Origin of the sequence: Pseudomonas sp. IC_126, from assembly GCF_004331835.1 — a bacterium.
Classification (GTDB): domain Bacteria; phylum Pseudomonadota; class Gammaproteobacteria; order Pseudomonadales; family Pseudomonadaceae; genus Stutzerimonas.
On the sequence record NZ_SJSS01000003.1, the window covers coordinates 357,438 to 374,078 of the forward strand.

Here is a 16,641-nt window from a genome sequence, read left to right on the forward strand (position 1 = left end):
CATCGGTGCACGTGAGTCAGGGCTGCGCGACGCAACCGCTGAGATAGCGCGTTGGCACGCGGACTTTCTGCTCACGCTGCAACAGCTTCAGCAGGATCACCGAACGTTCGTCTCCGTCGTCGCTGACGAAGATCGCCTCGAGTTCGTTGAAGCCGCCACCCTGCAGATGTACACGCTCGCCAGGTTGGAACTTCGGCTTCTCTGCCGGGGCCGCGAGTCGCTGGCGCAGCTGCTCGATAAGTTCGTCCCGAACCGGTGTGGGTTCGCTGCCAAAAGAGACCACTCGGGCGACGCCTCGGGTCGAACGGATGGGGTACCAGTTGTCCATGTGCCGATCGAGGCGGATGAACAAATAACCGGGAAACAGCGCTTCGTCCGCTTTGCCGTCACCGGAAGTGCTTGGCTTGTGTGGCCTGTAACACTCGAAGTGTTGGCGTTGGAGATTCTCTTCGGCGCGGATCTCCTGACGGGGTTTGGTTTGAATCAGATACCAGTGTGGATTGTTGCCGAGCGCTGACATGTGAAGCTGCCTTCCATAGAGATGAGGTTGCTGAAGTCCGTTTTGTCGATGTCGTTCATGCCTGCAATGCGGCTTGCTGCTCGATCCCTTCGACGAGAGAAAAACGCTTGAGCAGGCCCTGCACATCGCTCTGGCTGTTGAACATCAGCACATCGATGATCGATAGCGCAGGCACGAAAGGTTGACCGAACTGTGGGTAGCTCAGGTCGTCCATGCGCAGAAAGCGCAGTGACAGGCCGTAAGCTCGGAAAAGCGCGGGACAGTACAGCGCCATGCCTCCGATGGGGTTGATATAGCGCTCTGCGTCCAGCTTTTTCGTGAGGCCGATGACCCGCTCCTGCTTGTCCATGCGGGCCGGCAATCCCATCTCCGACCCGATATGGATGGGTGTCGTGATCTGCAGGTAAGCACAGATGCAGCGGATGGAATGTTCGATGAACCGCGCCAGATTGCGCTCCGGGTGCGTCAGGATTTCGCGGATCAGTGCGATCACTTCATCGTGATAAGGGGCGCGGGCGTAGGCGAATTCCAGCGTCTTCAAGAGCTTCTGGGCTTCCTGCGGGAAGGCCTCGCATAGCCAACGCTGGTTGATCGGGTCGAATTGACCACCCTTGCGCAGGGGGAAGGTGATCAATTTAGGCTGCCCGTTCACTAGCACCCTGTTGCGATTGATCCACGAAGCCTTGACGTACTGAAGGTCGTCACCCAGCACGAAGGCATCGCTGTGGGCGATCAGCTGGAAATAGCCGAGGTAAGGAAACAGGTAGGGTTGCATCATCGCTGCGGTTCTGAGCACGGCAGGTCCCTCGCACGTATCAGGCTTTTTGAGAGTAGCTGTAATAGCCGTAAGCGCCGGTTTCATAGGCGGTGCTCGAGGCCTTACGCTTGACGCCGTTGAGAATCGCGCCCTTGAGCAATACGCCGTTCTGCGCCAGCCGCCGCTTGGAAGCTTCGATCTGGCTGGCGGTGCTTAACCCATAGCGCGCGACCAGCAGGCAGGTGCCAGCCTGTTGCGCGACCAGCACCGCATCGGTCACGGCCAATACCGGTGGTGTATCGATGATGACGAAGTCGTATTCGCGCTCCGCCTCTTTGAGCAACTTGGCGAAGTTGTCGTGCATCAGCAGCTCGGACGGATTTGGCGCGCTGCAACCGCTGGCAACGAAATGCAGGTTGGTCTGGTCGGTCTTGTTGATGACCGCGGCGAGACGCAGCCCGCTGACCAGCGCATCGGACAGACCGTTGCGCGGCGCCATGCCGAACACGCCGGCGAGATAACCGCGACGCATGTCAGCATCGATGAGCAGTACCCGCTGGCCTGCCTGGGCGATCACCGAAGCCAGATTGCTGGAAACGAAGGACTTGCCCACCGAAGGGGTCGGGCTGGTGACCACCAGCACTTGATTACGAGCCTCGAGCATGGCGAATTTGAGGCTGGTGCGCAGGCTGCGTAGTGACTCGATGGCCAAATCGGCCGGATCGGCTGTGCCCAGCAGCTTGCTTCTTCCGTCGCGAATTTTCCTGAGCCGGTAAAGGTGTTCCTGTTTCGCCGAATAAGGCAGAGCGGCATACACCGGGATGCCCAGATGTTCGATGGTCTCCGGGCTCTCTACGCCGCGATAGAACACTTGGCGCAACAGGATCACCATCGCCGACACCAGCAGGCCGACGAATATGGCGACCAGTACGACCAGGGGCTTGATCGGTTTGGCTGGCTTCTCCACCACCGAGTAGGCGTTGTCGATGATGCGCACGTTGCCGATGGTGCCGGCGCGCAAGATGTCCTGCTCTTGGGCCTTGTCCAATAGCAGGGTGTAGGTGCGGGTCGTGACCTGCATGTCGCGATTGAGGCGCAACAACTCCTGTTGAGTCATCGGTAATGTGTCGATCTTGCCCATCAGCGCAGCTTTTTGTGCCTGCAGCTGACCGATCTTTTTCATCAGCGTCTGGTAGGTAGGGTGCTCCGGTGTGTACAGCTGGTTGTATTCGGTGCGTTTGAGTTCGTGCTCGGAGATCTGTGCTTCCAGCGCGACGACCTGGTCCAGCACACCTTTGGTTTCGATGCTGATGTCCACCGATTGCGCGCTGGTCTGATAGTCGTTGAGCGCCGCTTCTGCTTTTTCCAGCTCCTTGCGTACCAGCGGTACCTGCGAACGCAGAAACTCCAGGCGCTGTGCTGCTTCGGCGGAGCTGCGCTCGATGTTCTGGCGCACATACAGACGGCTGATCTGATCGAGCACGTGATTGGCCTTGTCCGCGTCCGGATCCTCGAGGGTGAGGTAGATGATTCCCGAGTCCTTGCCGGCTTCACCCACCTTGAGGCGCTTCTGATAATCCAGTGCGGTGGTTTGCGGACGGCTGCGCACGACGGCGAATTCCGTACCCGGGCGGGCTTTGAGTTCGGCGATCTGTACGCGAAAGCCCTCGTGCTGCACGGCTTCGTTGGTGTTGCCGCTCAGTAGCAATTTCTCGTCCGCGTCATATAGGCTGAAAGCGCCCGCACTACCGGCACGTAGGATCAACTTCTCTCCTAGATAGGCTTCGGGTACATCCAGCTGGAATATGTCCAGTTTTTCGCCGCCCCAGGCATAGCTGCTCATACCTAGCAGAGGCGCGGCGAGTTCGCCGTCCGTATCTGGGTCATGCTGGCGCGCCATATAGCTGCCGAGAAGTGGGAGGTATTTGGGGCGAGTGGTGATGTAGAGCTTCAGCGCATCGACCGTCCGCCCGAGTACCGAGCGTGACTTGATCAGTTCGATTTCGGTCACCGCCTGGGAAACCGAGTTCGGTCGGGGTATGGCTTCTGGTACGCCGGTTATGCCGGCTTTCTTGGGCTCGATCTGGATCATTGCGCTCGCTCGGTAAACCGGCGTAGCGACAACGGCATAGGCGACGCCGAGCAGGGCGAAGAGGGCGGTGATGGTGAATATCAGAGCCTTATGATCGAACGCCACGCGCAGAATACGCGCCAGGTCGATGCGATTATCTTCGTCGTATTCCAGTGAAGAGCGGGCCATGGCAGTCATTGCGGATTCTTCCTTGAGTATTGCGCCATCGGTGCGGCAGGTGTCAGGCATGCGCTGTCAGGCGCCTGGAATCAGCCTGCGTAACAGGTTGAGGCTGGCGTTCTGGAATACCTGGCTCAACGCCTGAAGCTTGCTGAGCGGCGAAATCGATGCCAGCGCCTGGGCGAAGACCTGGATCATGAAGTACTCGTAGAGCGACTGGTTGCCGATCCGCTGGTAATAGCGGGCAAGGCTGTAATAGGCGTGCATGGACATCTGGATGCGTTGCTTGCTGCTGCGCATGGAGAAGATCCCGCCCTCATGCACGCGGTAGGCGGCGGGTTTTATCTCTTCGATGAACTTGCCCTTGCCGTGGGCTCCGAGCAACGACCACCAGCAGATATCCAGTACTTCGACGCCGTGCAGCTCAGGCGGCAGCTCCTGCACCAGATTGCGAAAGCACACCGTCAGGGTGGAGACCGGGCGCGCCTGCATCAGTTGGCGGGCGGTTGCGTCCCTTCGATATTTGCCTTGCAGGTGCGGGCTGCGCACCACGCCCTGGCTGTCGAACATGAACGCATCGTGGTACGTCATCACGTAGTCGCGGTGTCGTTCGAGAAAGTCGACCTGGATTTGCAGCTTGCGCGGGTCGATCCAGTAATCGTCCCCTTCGCAATAGGCGATGTACTTGCCGCGCGCTTGTGCAAACAACCGCGTGCTGAACGGCACACCCTGGCGGTACTGGTTTTCGCGCTGATAGATCGTCTTGATCACGCTCGGGAAGCGCGCGGCGTATTCACGGATGATCGCCGCAGTGGTGTCGGTCGAGGCGTCGTCATGAACGATCACCTCGAAAGGGAAGTCCGTTTCCTGCCGGAGGAACCCCTCCAGCGTTTCCCTGATGAAAGCTGCGTGGTTGTAGGCCAGGCAGACGATGCTCAGCAGCGGTTCCCGGCTATTGCCCCAGGCTGCCATCAAGTCCTGCTCGTTTTTCAGTTCCATGTCCATTCAGACGCTCGATTTGGTCATCAGTACGTAAAGCCGCATTACGACGGGCTTGGATGTGAGGGTAACCAGCGCCAGACAGATCAGGCCGCTGACTGCCAGTCCCAGAAGAATGTCGAAACGGTTGTCGCTCGCGATCGCCACGAACACGGGTTCTCCGATCAACAGACCCAGGCCCGTCATGGCGGTGATGCGCAACAAGTCCTGTAGCCATTGCCGATGCAGGCCCGGGGCGAAGCGCTTGTGCACCATCGAAGGCCAGATCAGGAACGTCAGCATGCGCAGTCCGAACCAGGCCAGCGCTGCGCCATAAACGCCATGCTCGAGCGCGGCATAAACCACCAGCGGAATGCTGAGTGCTGCCGAGACCAGGCTGAACCACACATGCAGGCGCAGCTGCCCGTAGGCGTATTGCAGATAGAACTGGAAGGCGGTGACGGCCATGATCGCGCTACCGACCACATACCAAGGCAACACCAGTCGGCTCCATTGCGCCGCTTCTGTATCGCCGGTCCAGGCGAAGACCAGCTCGGCGGAGTGAAAGGCGATGACCCCCGAGAGCGGGAACAAGAGGCTGCAGACGAATCGCGTGGCGTTCAGGTAGAGCGCCTGCATGTCGGCGATCCGGTTCTCGGCCACGAGCATGGTCATGCGTGGAAGCAGCGTCTGCACCAGCGGATTGGTGAGGGTCATGATGCCGGTCGACATCAGCGCCACCAGCGAGAAATAACCGTACTCCTTGAGCAGCAACACGTTGGACAGCAACACCTTGTCCAGCTGCGTCAGGATGATCCACAGCACCGAGGTGAGCGACATGCCGGCGGCGAACGGCAATACCGGCTTGACCACCGCCCAGTCGAATCCGGTCAGGATCGTTGGGTTAGGCATCAGCGCATAGGCCTTGGCGGCGAACACCAGCGTCTCGAACAGAGCGACCACCGTCTGGAACAGAAAGAAGTCCAGAGGGTTCTGACTGACATTGGCCACCAGAAACAGGCCACCAAAATAGCGCAGCGTCGCTATCAGGATGTTGGCGCCGTTCAGCCATGCGTGCAGTTCGAGGCCCTGTAGGCCGCTCTTATAAAGAGTGGCGTACAGCTTCAGGCCGACCATCAGACCCATCAGGCTGATGCACTGAACGATGGTGTCCGTGCTCAGCTCCTGCGCTTGCAACCATTGGTGGGCGATCCAGCCACTGGAGAAATAAACGCTCAAAACCGTCAGTGTTGCCAATGGCAAGAAGATGATTTCGAACGAGCGCAGCAGTTGTCCGGGCTCGTAGCACTGCGCACCACTGGCGAGCCGCCCGCGATAGTGCGCAATCCGATGGACCAGAGACGGTGACAGCCCCGCATCTAGCAGCTGCAACCAGGCCTGTAGCACCGCGAAGAAGCCAATCAAGCCGTAGGCTTCAGCACCAAGATGCCCGAGATAGAAGGGTAGAACGAGAATGCCGATGAGCAGGGCGTACGCCTGACCGGCGTAACTCAGGCCGGTGTTGCGAATCATCGATAGCTTTCGATCAGACATGTAGTCGGGCCGCCGCTAATGAATCAATAAATATTCTTGAACCCAGAATCGGGCAGGCTGAAACGCTGTTCCATCAAGTCGGTAGCGTTGGCCTGTGGCCAGAAGCGCTCGGTTTGCCGCTGGCTGCGTCGCGAAGATTCTTGCACCAGCGTCTGAATAACCGTGTCCTGGATATGCCGCGGCAGGCCTGGATAGATCGGCAGGCACAGCACTCGACGGCTCAGGGTTCTCGACTGCATTTGCGGCGGTTGCGGCTGCAGATAGCCGAGAGTGTCCAGCGAAGGGTAGAAGTAGCGTCTGGGGTTGATGCCCTTGGCATTCAGCGCCCTCCGACAGCGCAGCAACTGGTCTTCGTTCGCCAGGGCAATCGGGAAATAGCTATGGTTGCGCTGGGAGTACGGCTGCTGGTGCTGCAGGTCGAAGTAATCGCCCAGCTGGTCTTCGTAGCGCCTGGCGATCTCCTCCCGTTGCTCCAGAATCAATGCCATGTCATCCAGGATGCACAGGCCCATGGCCGCAGCGAACTCGTTGAGTTTGGCGTTGATGCCGATACCGTCGATGGTGTCTGTGTCGACGATTCCGAAGTTGCATAGCAAACGAATCCTTGCCGCCAGTGCATCGTCATTGGTGACGATGGCTCCTCCTTCGATGGTGTGGAACAGCTTGGTTGCATGGAAGCTGAGCGTGCTGACATCGCCCCAGTGGAGTACCGAGCGGTCCCTGTAGCGCACGCTGAATGCATGGGCACCGTCGTAGACGACCTTCAGCCGATGCCGCTCGGCGACGCGCGCGATGCCTTCCACATCGCAGGCGTTACCGAAGACATGCGTGGCGACGATTGCGCGGGTGTCGCTGTCGATCCGCGCCTCTATAGCCTGCGGGTCCATGTTCCAGCTTGCCTTGTCGATGTCGGCGAAGATTGGCCGGATACCTTCCCACTGCAGCGAGCTGGTGGTCGCAACGAAACTGAACGGGGTCGTGATGGCGCTGCCGGACAGGTTCAATGCCCGATAGGCGATCTGCAACGCCAAGGTGCCGTTATTGGTGAGGATGATATTTCGGACACCTAGGTAATCGCGTAGGCGATCTTCCAGTTCGGTGGCCAGCGGCCCGTGATTGGTCAGCCAGCCGGACGCATAGATACTGTCGACGTAGCCCAGAAACTTGGCTTTGTTACCTAGAAAGGATTTGGTGACATTGATCATCGCGATGTCCTTATCGGTAGTCACGTCGAGATCGATAGGCGCAAACCTCTGGCCGAGGCCGGGTTCGGTCATGCGGTAGGCTGCGTGCCGAGCGCGGTCGCGCGACGGGCGCGACGCTGGTTGAGCTTGAGAATCAGCCGGGTCGCAAGGCTGCCTGCGTGCGGGTCGCCATAATGGAATATGGCGGTTGCCCGGCGGCTGGTGGGGTCGCAGGGCTCGTTGGCGTGCAGTGTCCGGTAGCCCCAGAACAGATACAGATTGCCCGGAATCAGCTGCAGCTTTTCGGGCTTCAGAAGATGATGGCGAATGGCTGTGGTTATCGCCTTTCGGCTCAGCGCATTCTGCAACAGCATTTTTTCCAGCACGTTGAACAGAACATTCGAGCGTGCTCGGCGGAGATTGGGAAACATGATCAAATCACCACGATCATTCCCGTTCTGAGGGATTTCGATGGGCAACAGTACGGTTACAAGGCTTGCATCGTAATGAAAGCAATTGGACTCACGACGCCCTGAAGCCCCTTGCACGCAGCGCAACACCTTAAGAATCTCATCGCTGTACGCAGTTTTCCCGATGCCCGCCTGATAAATGCTTTCAAGCATCTGCCGGAACTCCGGCGCAGCGCCTAGAACGCCCAATAGAGAACTTTCGATCTCAACTCCACCATGGTGCGCGAAGTATTGGCCTTTATGTTTGTCGGCATAATTACGGATGTGCTCTTGTAATGAGATTAATTGTTCGGGCGTAAGGAAGTTGGTAATGCAGGAGCTTCCCTTGACGCTCATTTCCCTGGCAATCAATTGATACGCTTCGATGTCGATGCTACGGAACAGGGTATTCACGATCAGCTCCGGTTTGGATAAATATATGAGTACGGCGATTGAAAGTTAAATTGTTATTTGAACGGTACGCGAAATCTTCAATTATCCAGATATGAGGTTTTGCTGCCTGTTCTTATTAGGAAAGCTACCGCCATTGCAGGCTTTCGCCGCCATTTGGCTTGCCATCTCTCGCAGGCGTCTACTCCTTGGGGCGGCCCGTATAGCGCGGCTTTCAGGCAAAGCTACCGCACTCGGCTGGGTTTCGAGAGAAGCAATAAAGAGAAATAACTGTTAACGCAGAACAGCAAAAATTAGCTGTTACGGAGATGCTATCCCTGCGGACTTAATAGCAATGCCGGGTTCTGTCTGGCTTGCCACTCGAGGAAACGTCCTGTCTCGTTTGTGTGACCTAGTTATCATTCAGAACCTGACGGCAGTCAAGATGGGAAACTAAATTTTTTTTTGGGGGTTTTCGGCCTGTCTGTCGTAATCCATTGATAGGCAAAAGGATAAAAGTGCCTTGGGTTACCGAGTCAATAACTATTCTTTTGAAGTCATCCATCTTCGGAACTAAGCCGAACGGCCTATAAATTTTTGGCGTGGAAAAGTTAAAAGGAAAGAATGGAACGTGAGACTGAACTCAACCTAAGCAAGCGAAGGTCGCGAGGTTAAGTGGAGAGAGGAGGGGATTTCAGCGAGGCGGAACGAAAAAGGCCACTCATGAGAGTGGCCTTTTTCGTATTTGGTTGCGGGAGCCGGATTTGAACCGACGACCTTCGGGTTATGAGCCCGACGAGCTACCAGACTGCTCCATCCCGCGTCTGTGGGGCCGCATTCTACAGGCTGGCATGACGCTGTCAAGCTAAAAGCCGAAAAGAAAGCGTTTCTATTCAGTTATTTAGCGGCGCGCTCAGCAAGCGACGTTGCTTTACGCAAGTGACAGGACATAGAAACGAAAAAGGCCACTCAGAGAGTGGCCTTTTCGTATTTGGTTGCGGGAGCCGGATTTGAACCGACGACCTTCGGGTTATGAGCCCGACGAGCTACCAGACTGCTCCATCCCGCGTCTGTGGGGCGGCATTCTACAGCTTTGGTTCGCCATGTCACGGCCTAATTTAGGAGAACGCCTATTTCTTCAAGCGCTTAGCGAAACGCTGATACCTGGTTTCGCAGTAGCGGCCGGGAACTGCCGGGCCGGTGGAGCGCTCGGGCTGGGCTTCTGATGGTAACGAGCGATTCGCAGCATTCCCCAAAGCATTGCCAATGCGGCAGTGCTCCAGCCGACGATCATTAAAAGAATTACCAGTGCGGGAGTAATCATTGTTGGATTCCTTTCTAACCTGACATCAGCCTCTGTAGTTGGGACCCGGGTTTGGATGGACGGTTCCGCTGCCGCTGGTCAGTGATGCTGCTCGGCGGCGCACGGCTCGCACTGAGGGTTGCCTAACGATTGCCGCGACTCTTGAAGGAGGAGATATGAAGACCTGTCTGGTAATCACGCTTGGCTTCGTGGCTGGGCTTGCCGCGATCGGCGCAGCTGCCGCATCGGCCAATTCCGTTGATATCGAGTTGGCACAAAACACGGGGGCGGTCGACCGTTCTCTGGGTAACGGCTCGATGGGCGTCGGTGAAGGAATCCAGCGACTACCCGAGCAGCCCGGGGCAGATCGCGTCGAGCGCAAGGAGCGGCAAAAAAAGATCTACGACGAAGCGGGTCACGGTGATAACGACACCGATATGGAACATCGCCCGCGCCGCACCCTGGGCGATCGTGATCGCGATGACGACTGACTGGCTGAATCGATGAAACGGGAGAGCAACGATGTCGAACACACTTGTCTTGATGATCGCTGGCCTGATATTCGCCTCCGGCGCTGCCTTGGCTGACACTGAACTGTCCAATCCGTCTACCACCGGTAACCAAGCGATAGAGCAGCCATCATCCGATATTGGGAGCGCGCGGGATGAGCGGGACGCTCCAACGGATGATGGCGAAGGGTTGGATGATGAGCCTGCGTTGGGCACCATGGGCACGGGAGCCACCGGCACCACGGGTGGCATGGGCGCAACGACCGGTACCGATACCATTGGAGACCGCGAAGATACAGACCAGTAGTCGCCAGGCGGCACGCTCCGGGCGTTTCTAAGCGCTGTCGGGCTACGTACAATGCGCTCCTTTTTCGATTGGGCTGTTTCTGATGCAAATTGCCTTGGCCCCCATGGAAGGGCTGGTCGATGAGATTCTTCGCGATGTGTTGACGGGTGTCGGCGGTATCGATTGGTGCGTGACCGAGTTCATTCGAATATCGGATCGCCTGTTGCCGCCGTCCAGCTTCCGCAAGCTTGCACCCGAGCTCGATAACGGCGCTCGGACTCGCGCCGGCACCCAGTTACGTGTGCAATTGCTGGGCTCGGATCCGTCTTGCCTGGCCGACAATGCGGCCTTTGCCTGTACCCTCGGTGCGCCTGCCATCGATCTCAACTTCGGCTGCCCGGCTAAAACGGTAAACAAGTCTCGTGGCGGCGCTGTTCTGCTCAAAGAGCCAGAGCTGCTTCATTCGATACTGCGCGAGGTACGCAAGGCGGTGCCTGCGCATGTCCCGGTCACGGCCAAGATGCGGCTGGGCTTCGACAGTCCGGAAGGCGCGCTCGATTGCGCCAGAGCCCTGGTGGATGGTGGTGCAGAGCAACTGGTCGTGCATGCCCGAACCAAGTTGCAGGGTTACAAGCCGCCTGCGCATTGGGAATGGGTCGCCAGGGTTCAGGATGTGGTGAATATCCCTGTGTTCGCCAATGGCGATATCTGGTCGCTGGACGACTGGCGCCGTTGCCGCGAAATCAGCGGCGTCGAAGACATCATGCTTGGGCGTGGGCTGGTCTGTCGGCCTGACCTGGCGCGCCAGATCAATGCTGCAAAGCATGGCGCGGAGATTGAGCCGATGAGCTGGGAAGATCTGCAACCGCTGCTCGCTGACTTCTGGTTGCAGGCGCGCCGCAAGATATCTCCGCGCTACGCACCCGGGCGTCTCAAGCAATGGCTTTCCATGCTGACCCGAACTTACCCGCAAGCCGTTGCGCTGTTTGCCCAGCTTCGACGGGTCGACGATTGTGAGCGACTCGATGCCTTGTTGGGCATCGCCGACAAGGCATCGGAGTTCGAGGCGGTCGTCTAGCGTCCGCCGCTGACGTCCAATAGGGCGCCACTGGTATAGCTGGCTTTTTCACTGGCCAGCCATAGAATCGCCTCAGCCACTTCCTCAGCGTCACCGCCGCGCCCCATGGGCACGCTGGCCTTGACGCGCTCAACGCGTCCCGGCTCGCCACCGCTGGCATGAATCTCGGTACGAATCACGCCCGGCCGCACCGCGTTGACCCGAATGCCTTCTGCGGCAACTTCTTTCGCCAGGCCAAGCGTCATGCTGTCGATCGCGCCCTTGGCGGCCGCGTAATCGATGTATTCGTTAGGTGCGCCGAGCTTTGCGGCAATCGAAGAGACATTGACGATGGCGCCGCCGTTGCCGCCATAGCGGGTAGACATGCGTTTCACCGCCTCGCGCGCACAAAGGAAACTGCCGGTCACATTGGTTGCGAACACCCGCACCAGCCGCGCCGCATCCATCTCGTCCAGGCGCATCTGCCGCTCCAGCATGCCGGCGTTATTGACCAGAACGTCGAGCCTGCCGAATTCCTTGTCGATCGTGGCGAACAGCCTGGCGACCTGTGCCTCGTCTGCGATATCGGCTCTTACCGCGATGGCGTGAGCGCCGGCACCTCGAAGCTCCTCGAGCAACTGCTGCGCGATATCTTGACGCTGATAGAAGTTGAGGCACAGCGCGTAGCCTTCGGCTGCGGCGAGTCTGGCGGTGGCCGCACCGATGCCTCGGCTGCTGCCTGTAATCAGCATGACTCTGGACATGAAAACTCCGACGAATGGTCTTGAAATGGGTGGGGCAGTTCCTATTTAGGGCTACACAGGATGCCGAATTCGGGTCCTGTAGTAACCACTCGCTGAATATCAGGAGATACAAATGACTAGTTTTTCCATGGCTCCGCTTTTCCGCCAATCCATTGGTTTCGATCGTTTCAATGATCTGTTCGAGTCGGCCCTGCGCAACGACGCGGGCAGCTCGTTTCCACCGTATAACGTCGAAAAGCACGGCGATGACCAGTACTGCATCATCGTAGCAGCCGCCGGTTTCCAGGAGTCCGATCTGGACCTGCAGGTCGAGCGTGGCGTGCTGACCATCAGCGGCGGCAAACGAGAGAGCAGTGGCGAGAACGTCACCTATCTGCACCAGGGAATTGCCCAGCGTGCGTTCAAGCTCTCGTTCCGTCTCGCCGATCATATAGAGGTCAAAGGCGCAGCACTTAACAGCGGCCTGCTGAGCATCCAGCTCGAGCGCGTGGTCCCGGAGGAAGCCAAGCCCAAGCGCATTCCAATTAACGGTGAGCGCCTGGCTCTGAATGAGGCGTAACCCGCACAGGGTCGCATTGCCGCTCGTTGACTGATGGAGAACCCCGCCGCTTCGGCGGGGTTTTCGTTCGTGGCGCGCTTGATTCAATCCGGAAAGACAGCTGCTCGGCTTGAACATAGAGGATCGCTGGGCTGTCTCTGTTAGAACGATCAGGCGATTTTGTCTACTCCTGAGAAGCCGAAATTGCCTTAAAAAAGCGTTGACATGTTACGGTTATGCACATTCCAGGAAACGTAACTCACCGGCTTCACCGTCACTGCTAAAGAAATTTCTGGACATTCTTAAGTTGCTGATTTTTAAGGATTTATGTTCGCTGAACAAAAACCCATCGATCTGTTTGAAGGCCGCGTCAGACGGGCGTTTGGGGAAGTCATCCAAGAACTGTTCACAAGGTTATCCACAGGAATTGTGGATAATTGCCGAATGCTTCTATGGCGCGGCTTTGCAGGAGGTATTCAATGAAGCTCCCTTGGAAATTCTTCCGCTATTTGCCCATAGCGCAACGCGTACTCGCCCGCGGGCGGTTACCCATGGTGCTGCTTGCCGTCGCTCGCAAGCGCTCGGCACGTGGCGGGCTTATGAAAGGTCTGCGTGACGATCTGGGCTTGCTGCAGGCGTTATGTGTGGCCTGGTGGCGGGGCGAGTACAGAGCCATCAGCAGACCCGCGCTGATCGCCGCAGTGGCTGGGCTGCTGTACTTCCTCTCACCGATGGATGCCATACCGGACTGGATTCCCGGGCTTGGCTTCATCGACGATCTCGCGGTGCTGGGATGGGTCATGCGCAAATGGTCCGGCGAGCTGCAGGCATTCCGCGATTGGAGAGACAGCCAGCCAGTTGATGTGCAGGCTGACATCGATCGTCTCCCTTCGGTAGATGAGCCAATGGCGGACGACGTTAGCCATGCGCGCAGCGCCCGATTCCGAGACGATACATCAAGGGATTAATCCTTTCGTGCTGCTATGGGCGGCCACGCTTTCACTCTTTAGTGCGTGCCCGTAGGCTAAAAAACCGTTCTCAGGCTGTTAAGATCCGCTTTCATTCACGGACAAACGAGCGGGGTAGCGGATGAGTGTTCAAGTCATCATGCGTGACGGTGTGCCAGAGTACGCCGTGCTGCCTTGGGATGAATATCAGGCGCTGCTGAGTGAACGTAATGAGCGCACTGCCCAGGCGGGCGCTGAGGCTCCGATTGCTTTACCGAAATTCAGCGAATTGTCGGCGATGCGCGAAGCCAAGGGCATGAGTCAGGAGACGCTGGCGCGTTCCGTAGGCATCAGCCCCGTTTATCTTGGCCTTATCGAAAGCGGCGAGCGTGATCCCGGTGACCCCATACGCCGCTCCCTGGCCCGTGCGATGGAGATCGAAGGATGGGAGCCGGAAGCTTGAAAGACGCCGCGCCGTCGATTCGCATCAGCCGCCCGCACTGGCAGGCGTTGCTGGATGAGTTGACCGCCGCTCGACGGCAGCGTCATCTGGTGACTTATCGTGCGCTGGTCGAGCGCCTCCAGTTACCCACGCCAGCGATGCAGACATTGACGGCTGCGTTGGAGTACTTGGCGACACTGGACGCACGCGCTGGTCGACCGTTGCGCAGCGCACTGGTGATCAGCCAAGGTGCCAGCCGTTTGCCCAGAACGGGTTTCTTCGAATGCGCCGCTCGTCTTGGGCGGTTTGCAGGTCCTACCGATGGCGCAGCTGCTGCTTCCTGGCATGCAGGCGAAGTCGCGCGCGTGTTCGAATTCGACTATCCGGAGGCGCCATAAATGCTGCACAAGGTTCGGGCGCGTGCCGGTTATCTGACCGCACGCAAACTGTTGAGCATGCGGTGGGCTGTCGAGCAGCCAGAGTTGTGGCGCTGGATGGAGGGTCAGTTTTCGCGTATGGCCGCGATAGGTGATCCGAAGGCGCAGAGCTTTTACGGGCACATCCTGCTTTTCAGAGGGCAGGGTTATGGTGCAAGACGGGAAGGTATACGTTTGTTGCGCCTGGCCGCCGAAGGAGGCGATGCCAAGGCTGCTTACCAGATGGGCGTGATCGCCCTCAGTGAGGATGCCGAACACGGCCCGGACGGAGCCCAGGCGGCGCATTGGTGGAAGCTCGCCGTCGAGGCCGGACATCCATTAGCCACGACCCGTCTGGCTCAGTTGTACAAGGCGGGCGGGCATGGATTGGCGCCTGATCGGCAAGAGGCTGAACGTTACAGAGCCAGCGCCGCCAAACACGGCCTTTGATCGCCTAACGGCCGCCGTTCCGTATCGATCGTGTACAGGCTGTAACCCGCTACCTGCTTGGCCTGACGCTTGGCTTCGGAGGCCAGGACGGCGAGGGATGCGGCGTCGATTTCGGGGGTTGGCCCTGACTTGAGAAGGACCGCGCCGATCGAAAGAGAGAGTAGGGGATAGCGTTGCTGGCCGCCTTGCCGCCCTTCGGCAATGAAGCAACCCTCGGCCAGATGATCGTCGCGGTAGAAGGATCGGCAGCGTCGCTCGAATGTGTCGAACAGCCGGCTGATTCTCGCTGACCAGTCTTCGGACCTCATCACCAACATGAAGTCATCCCCACCGATGTGACCCACGAAGTCACGACTCGAATCGATCTGTTCATCCAGGCAGTGAGCAAGACATAGCAGGACCTCGTCACCCTTGGCGTACCCGTACAGGTCGTTGAAGGGTTTGAAATGATCGATATCGACGTAGCAGATCACCGCCTCTCGATGTTGCCGCAGCAGTCGCGTCAGGCATTGCTGAATCGGTACATTACCGGGTAGCAGCGTCAGCGGGTTGGCATGGCGTGCCTGCTGAACCTTCATCTCGGTAATCAGCCTCAGCACATCGATGACCCTGCCAAGGCCGTGATAGCGACCGTTGAGGGTGATGACGAAATCTTCGTCGATGCGCTGTCGTGCTCGGCAGGTCAACAGCCGGCTGACCTGTTGCAGGGACTGGCCAAGCTCTACGGCGAGAAAGTCATCGCTCATCAATCTACTGATGGGTTTGCGCGCCAGCAGGTCGGTTGCAAAGGGCTTGAGCAAGGCGTCAGAGAGCAGGCTTCGATGCACGACACCTACTGGCGTGTCCATCGCGTCGAGGACCGCGACCGAATTCAGATTCGCTTGCAGGCGGAACAGTTCCAGCACGTCCCCTATCGGGCAGGAGATGGTAACCGCGGCTTGTTTCAGTACCAGTGGAGACAGGTCCGGCTGGTTCTCGTCCAGCGTATCATCACGATCCCCTATATTTGGCAGCAGCACCGCTGCATCGATAGCCGGTATCTCTTCCGGTCGGCCCAACAAGTACCCCTGAACCAGATCGACCCCCATGTCCGAAAGTATCCGGAGCTCCTCGCTTAGCTCTATGCCTTCGGCGATCACCTGGGCGCGTGAGGCTCGGGCGATTTTCATGATGGATTCGACAAACTCGCGTTTGACGGCGTCCCGGTGAATGCCATCGATAAAATAACGATCGATCTTGACGTAATCGGGGCGCAGTTCCGACCACATGCGCAGTCCAGAATAGCCGGCGCCGAGATCATCGAGCGCGATCGAAAAACCCATGTCACGGTAGTGATGCAGTGCGGCATCGAGCAGTTCGAAGTCTTCCGTGGGGGTCTGCTCCGTAAGCTCGATCACGACCCTGTCCGCCGGGATGCGGTATTTCTGTAGCAGCTCCAGGGTTCGGCCCGGTTTGTGGGCCGCCTCCAGCAGTGTTTCCGGCGATACGTTGAGAAACAGCTTGCCTCGTAGATTCTGCTGGCTATAGCGGCGACAAGCATTTTCCCGGCAGGTCATTTCGAGTTCGTTGAGCCGACCGGCATGTCGTGCGGCCGCGAGCAGATTGATGGGGGAGTGCAGAGCGGTGTTGGACGGGCCGCGAGTCAACGCTTCGTAACCGAGAATATGCCGTTCGGAAAGTGAAACGATAGGCTGGAAAAGGCTGGTGATGTCGCCGTGAGCAAGGATGTTATCCAGCGTGCTCAACTGCTCGGTGACGGTCATGGTGATCTCGTGTTGGCCATAGAAATGCGAAGGGCCGCACAGTGGCGACCCTTCGTATTTCACTACTCGATGATGTCATTTTA

Annotated in this window: 17 protein-coding genes and 2 tRNA genes; 8 read left to right on the forward strand and 11 right to left on the reverse strand. The window is 58.2% G+C overall.

The window, feature by feature from the left end:
* Positions 1 to 16 precede the first annotated feature (16 nt).
* The 9 genes from rfaH to E0D86_RS12550 all read right to left on the reverse strand — a co-directional run bounded on the left by rfaH (position 17) and on the right by E0D86_RS12550 (position 9,152).
* On the reverse strand, positions 17 to 520 hold the full coding sequence (gene rfaH, locus E0D86_RS12510; protein ID WP_131650361.1) for a transcription/translation regulatory transformer protein RfaH: 504 nt from the start codon (positions 518 to 520) through the stop codon (positions 17 to 19).
* A gap of 55 nt (positions 521 to 575) precedes the next feature.
* Positions 576 to 1,316, reverse strand: coding sequence for a WbqC family protein (locus E0D86_RS12515; RefSeq protein ID WP_131650362.1), 741 nt, complete (start codon positions 1,314 to 1,316; stop codon positions 576 to 578).
* Positions 1,317 to 1,335: 19 nt separating this feature from the next.
* Positions 1,336 to 3,546: a polysaccharide biosynthesis tyrosine autokinase gene (locus tag E0D86_RS12520; protein WP_131650520.1), complete on the reverse strand. Its 2,211-nt coding sequence runs from the start codon at positions 3,544 to 3,546 to the stop codon at positions 1,336 to 1,338.
* 57 nt (positions 3,547 to 3,603) lie between these two features.
* Complete coding sequence (locus tag E0D86_RS12525; RefSeq protein WP_131650521.1) at positions 3,604 to 4,527, reverse strand: glycosyltransferase; 924 nt, start codon at positions 4,525 to 4,527, stop codon at positions 3,604 to 3,606.
* A 6-nt stretch (positions 4,528 to 4,533) separates the two neighbouring features.
* A complete protein-coding gene (locus E0D86_RS12530; RefSeq protein WP_256681200.1) occupies positions 4,534 to 6,060 on the reverse strand; it encodes a lipopolysaccharide biosynthesis protein in 1,527 nt (508 codons plus the stop codon).
* 23 nt (positions 6,061 to 6,083) lie between these two features.
* A complete protein-coding gene (locus E0D86_RS12535; protein ID WP_131650523.1) occupies positions 6,084 to 7,265 on the reverse strand; it encodes a DegT/DnrJ/EryC1/StrS aminotransferase family protein in 1,182 nt (393 codons plus the stop codon).
* Between the two features lie 68 nt (positions 7,266 to 7,333).
* Positions 7,334 to 8,107, reverse strand: a complete 774-nt coding sequence (locus tag E0D86_RS12540) for a hypothetical protein (protein ID WP_177493049.1) — start codon at positions 8,105 to 8,107, stop codon at positions 7,334 to 7,336.
* Positions 8,108 to 8,829: 722 nt separating this feature from the next.
* Positions 8,830 to 8,906: transfer RNA gene (locus E0D86_RS12545), tRNA-Met, on the reverse strand.
* A 169-nt stretch (positions 8,907 to 9,075) separates the two neighbouring features.
* A tRNA-Met gene (locus E0D86_RS12550) sits at positions 9,076 to 9,152 on the reverse strand.
* Between the two features lie 410 nt (positions 9,153 to 9,562).
* Between E0D86_RS12550 and E0D86_RS12555 the strand changes: the two genes are divergently transcribed.
* The 3 genes from E0D86_RS12555 (at position 9,563) to E0D86_RS12565 (ending at position 11,259) form a co-directional block, all read left to right on the forward strand.
* A complete protein-coding gene (locus tag E0D86_RS12555; RefSeq protein WP_256681201.1) occupies positions 9,563 to 9,877 on the forward strand; it encodes a hypothetical protein in 315 nt (104 codons plus the stop codon).
* 31 nt (positions 9,878 to 9,908) lie between these two features.
* Entirely contained in the window at positions 9,909 to 10,202 is a 294-nt protein-coding gene (locus E0D86_RS21625) for a hypothetical protein (RefSeq protein ID WP_256681202.1), read from the forward strand.
* 82 nt (positions 10,203 to 10,284) lie between these two features.
* Entirely contained in the window at positions 10,285 to 11,259 is a 975-nt protein-coding gene (locus E0D86_RS12565; protein ID WP_131650363.1) for a tRNA-dihydrouridine synthase, read from the forward strand.
* On the opposite strand, the gene E0D86_RS12570 is transcribed toward E0D86_RS12565, so the two are convergent.
* Positions 11,256 to 12,002, reverse strand: a complete 747-nt coding sequence (locus E0D86_RS12570; protein ID WP_131650364.1) for an SDR family oxidoreductase — start codon at positions 12,000 to 12,002, stop codon at positions 11,256 to 11,258. The genes E0D86_RS12565 and E0D86_RS12570 overlap by 4 nt on opposite strands.
* Before the next feature lie 112 nt (positions 12,003 to 12,114).
* Here E0D86_RS12570 and E0D86_RS12575 point away from each other — a divergent pair, with 112 nt between their 5' ends.
* The 5 genes from E0D86_RS12575 (at position 12,115) to E0D86_RS12595 (ending at position 14,795) form a co-directional block, all read left to right on the forward strand.
* The gene (locus E0D86_RS12575; RefSeq protein ID WP_131650365.1) at positions 12,115 to 12,561 is read left to right on the forward strand and encodes an Hsp20 family protein; all 447 of its coding nucleotides are present in this window, start codon (positions 12,115 to 12,117) and stop codon (positions 12,559 to 12,561) included.
* Between the two features lie 458 nt (positions 12,562 to 13,019).
* Positions 13,020 to 13,508: a YkvA family protein gene (locus E0D86_RS12580; protein WP_131650366.1), complete on the forward strand. Its 489-nt coding sequence runs from the start codon at positions 13,020 to 13,022 to the stop codon at positions 13,506 to 13,508.
* 121 nt (positions 13,509 to 13,629) lie between these two features.
* Positions 13,630 to 13,950 (forward strand): helix-turn-helix transcriptional regulator, encoded by a 321-nt coding sequence (locus tag E0D86_RS12585; protein ID WP_131650367.1) that lies wholly within the window; start codon positions 13,630 to 13,632, stop codon positions 13,948 to 13,950.
* On the forward strand, positions 13,932 to 14,327 hold the full coding sequence (locus E0D86_RS12590; protein WP_131650368.1) for a hypothetical protein: 396 nt from the start codon (positions 13,932 to 13,934) through the stop codon (positions 14,325 to 14,327). The genes E0D86_RS12585 and E0D86_RS12590 overlap by 19 nt, the downstream gene beginning before the upstream one ends.
* Complete coding sequence (locus tag E0D86_RS12595; protein WP_131650369.1) at positions 14,328 to 14,795, forward strand: tetratricopeptide repeat protein; 468 nt, start codon at positions 14,328 to 14,330, stop codon at positions 14,793 to 14,795. It abuts the gene before it with no gap.
* Here E0D86_RS12595 and E0D86_RS12600 read toward each other — a convergent pair.
* Entirely contained in the window at positions 14,762 to 16,558 is a 1,797-nt protein-coding gene (locus E0D86_RS12600) for a bifunctional diguanylate cyclase/phosphodiesterase (RefSeq protein WP_131650370.1), read from the reverse strand. The genes E0D86_RS12595 and E0D86_RS12600 overlap by 34 nt on opposite strands.
* Positions 16,559 to 16,641 lie beyond the last annotated feature (83 nt).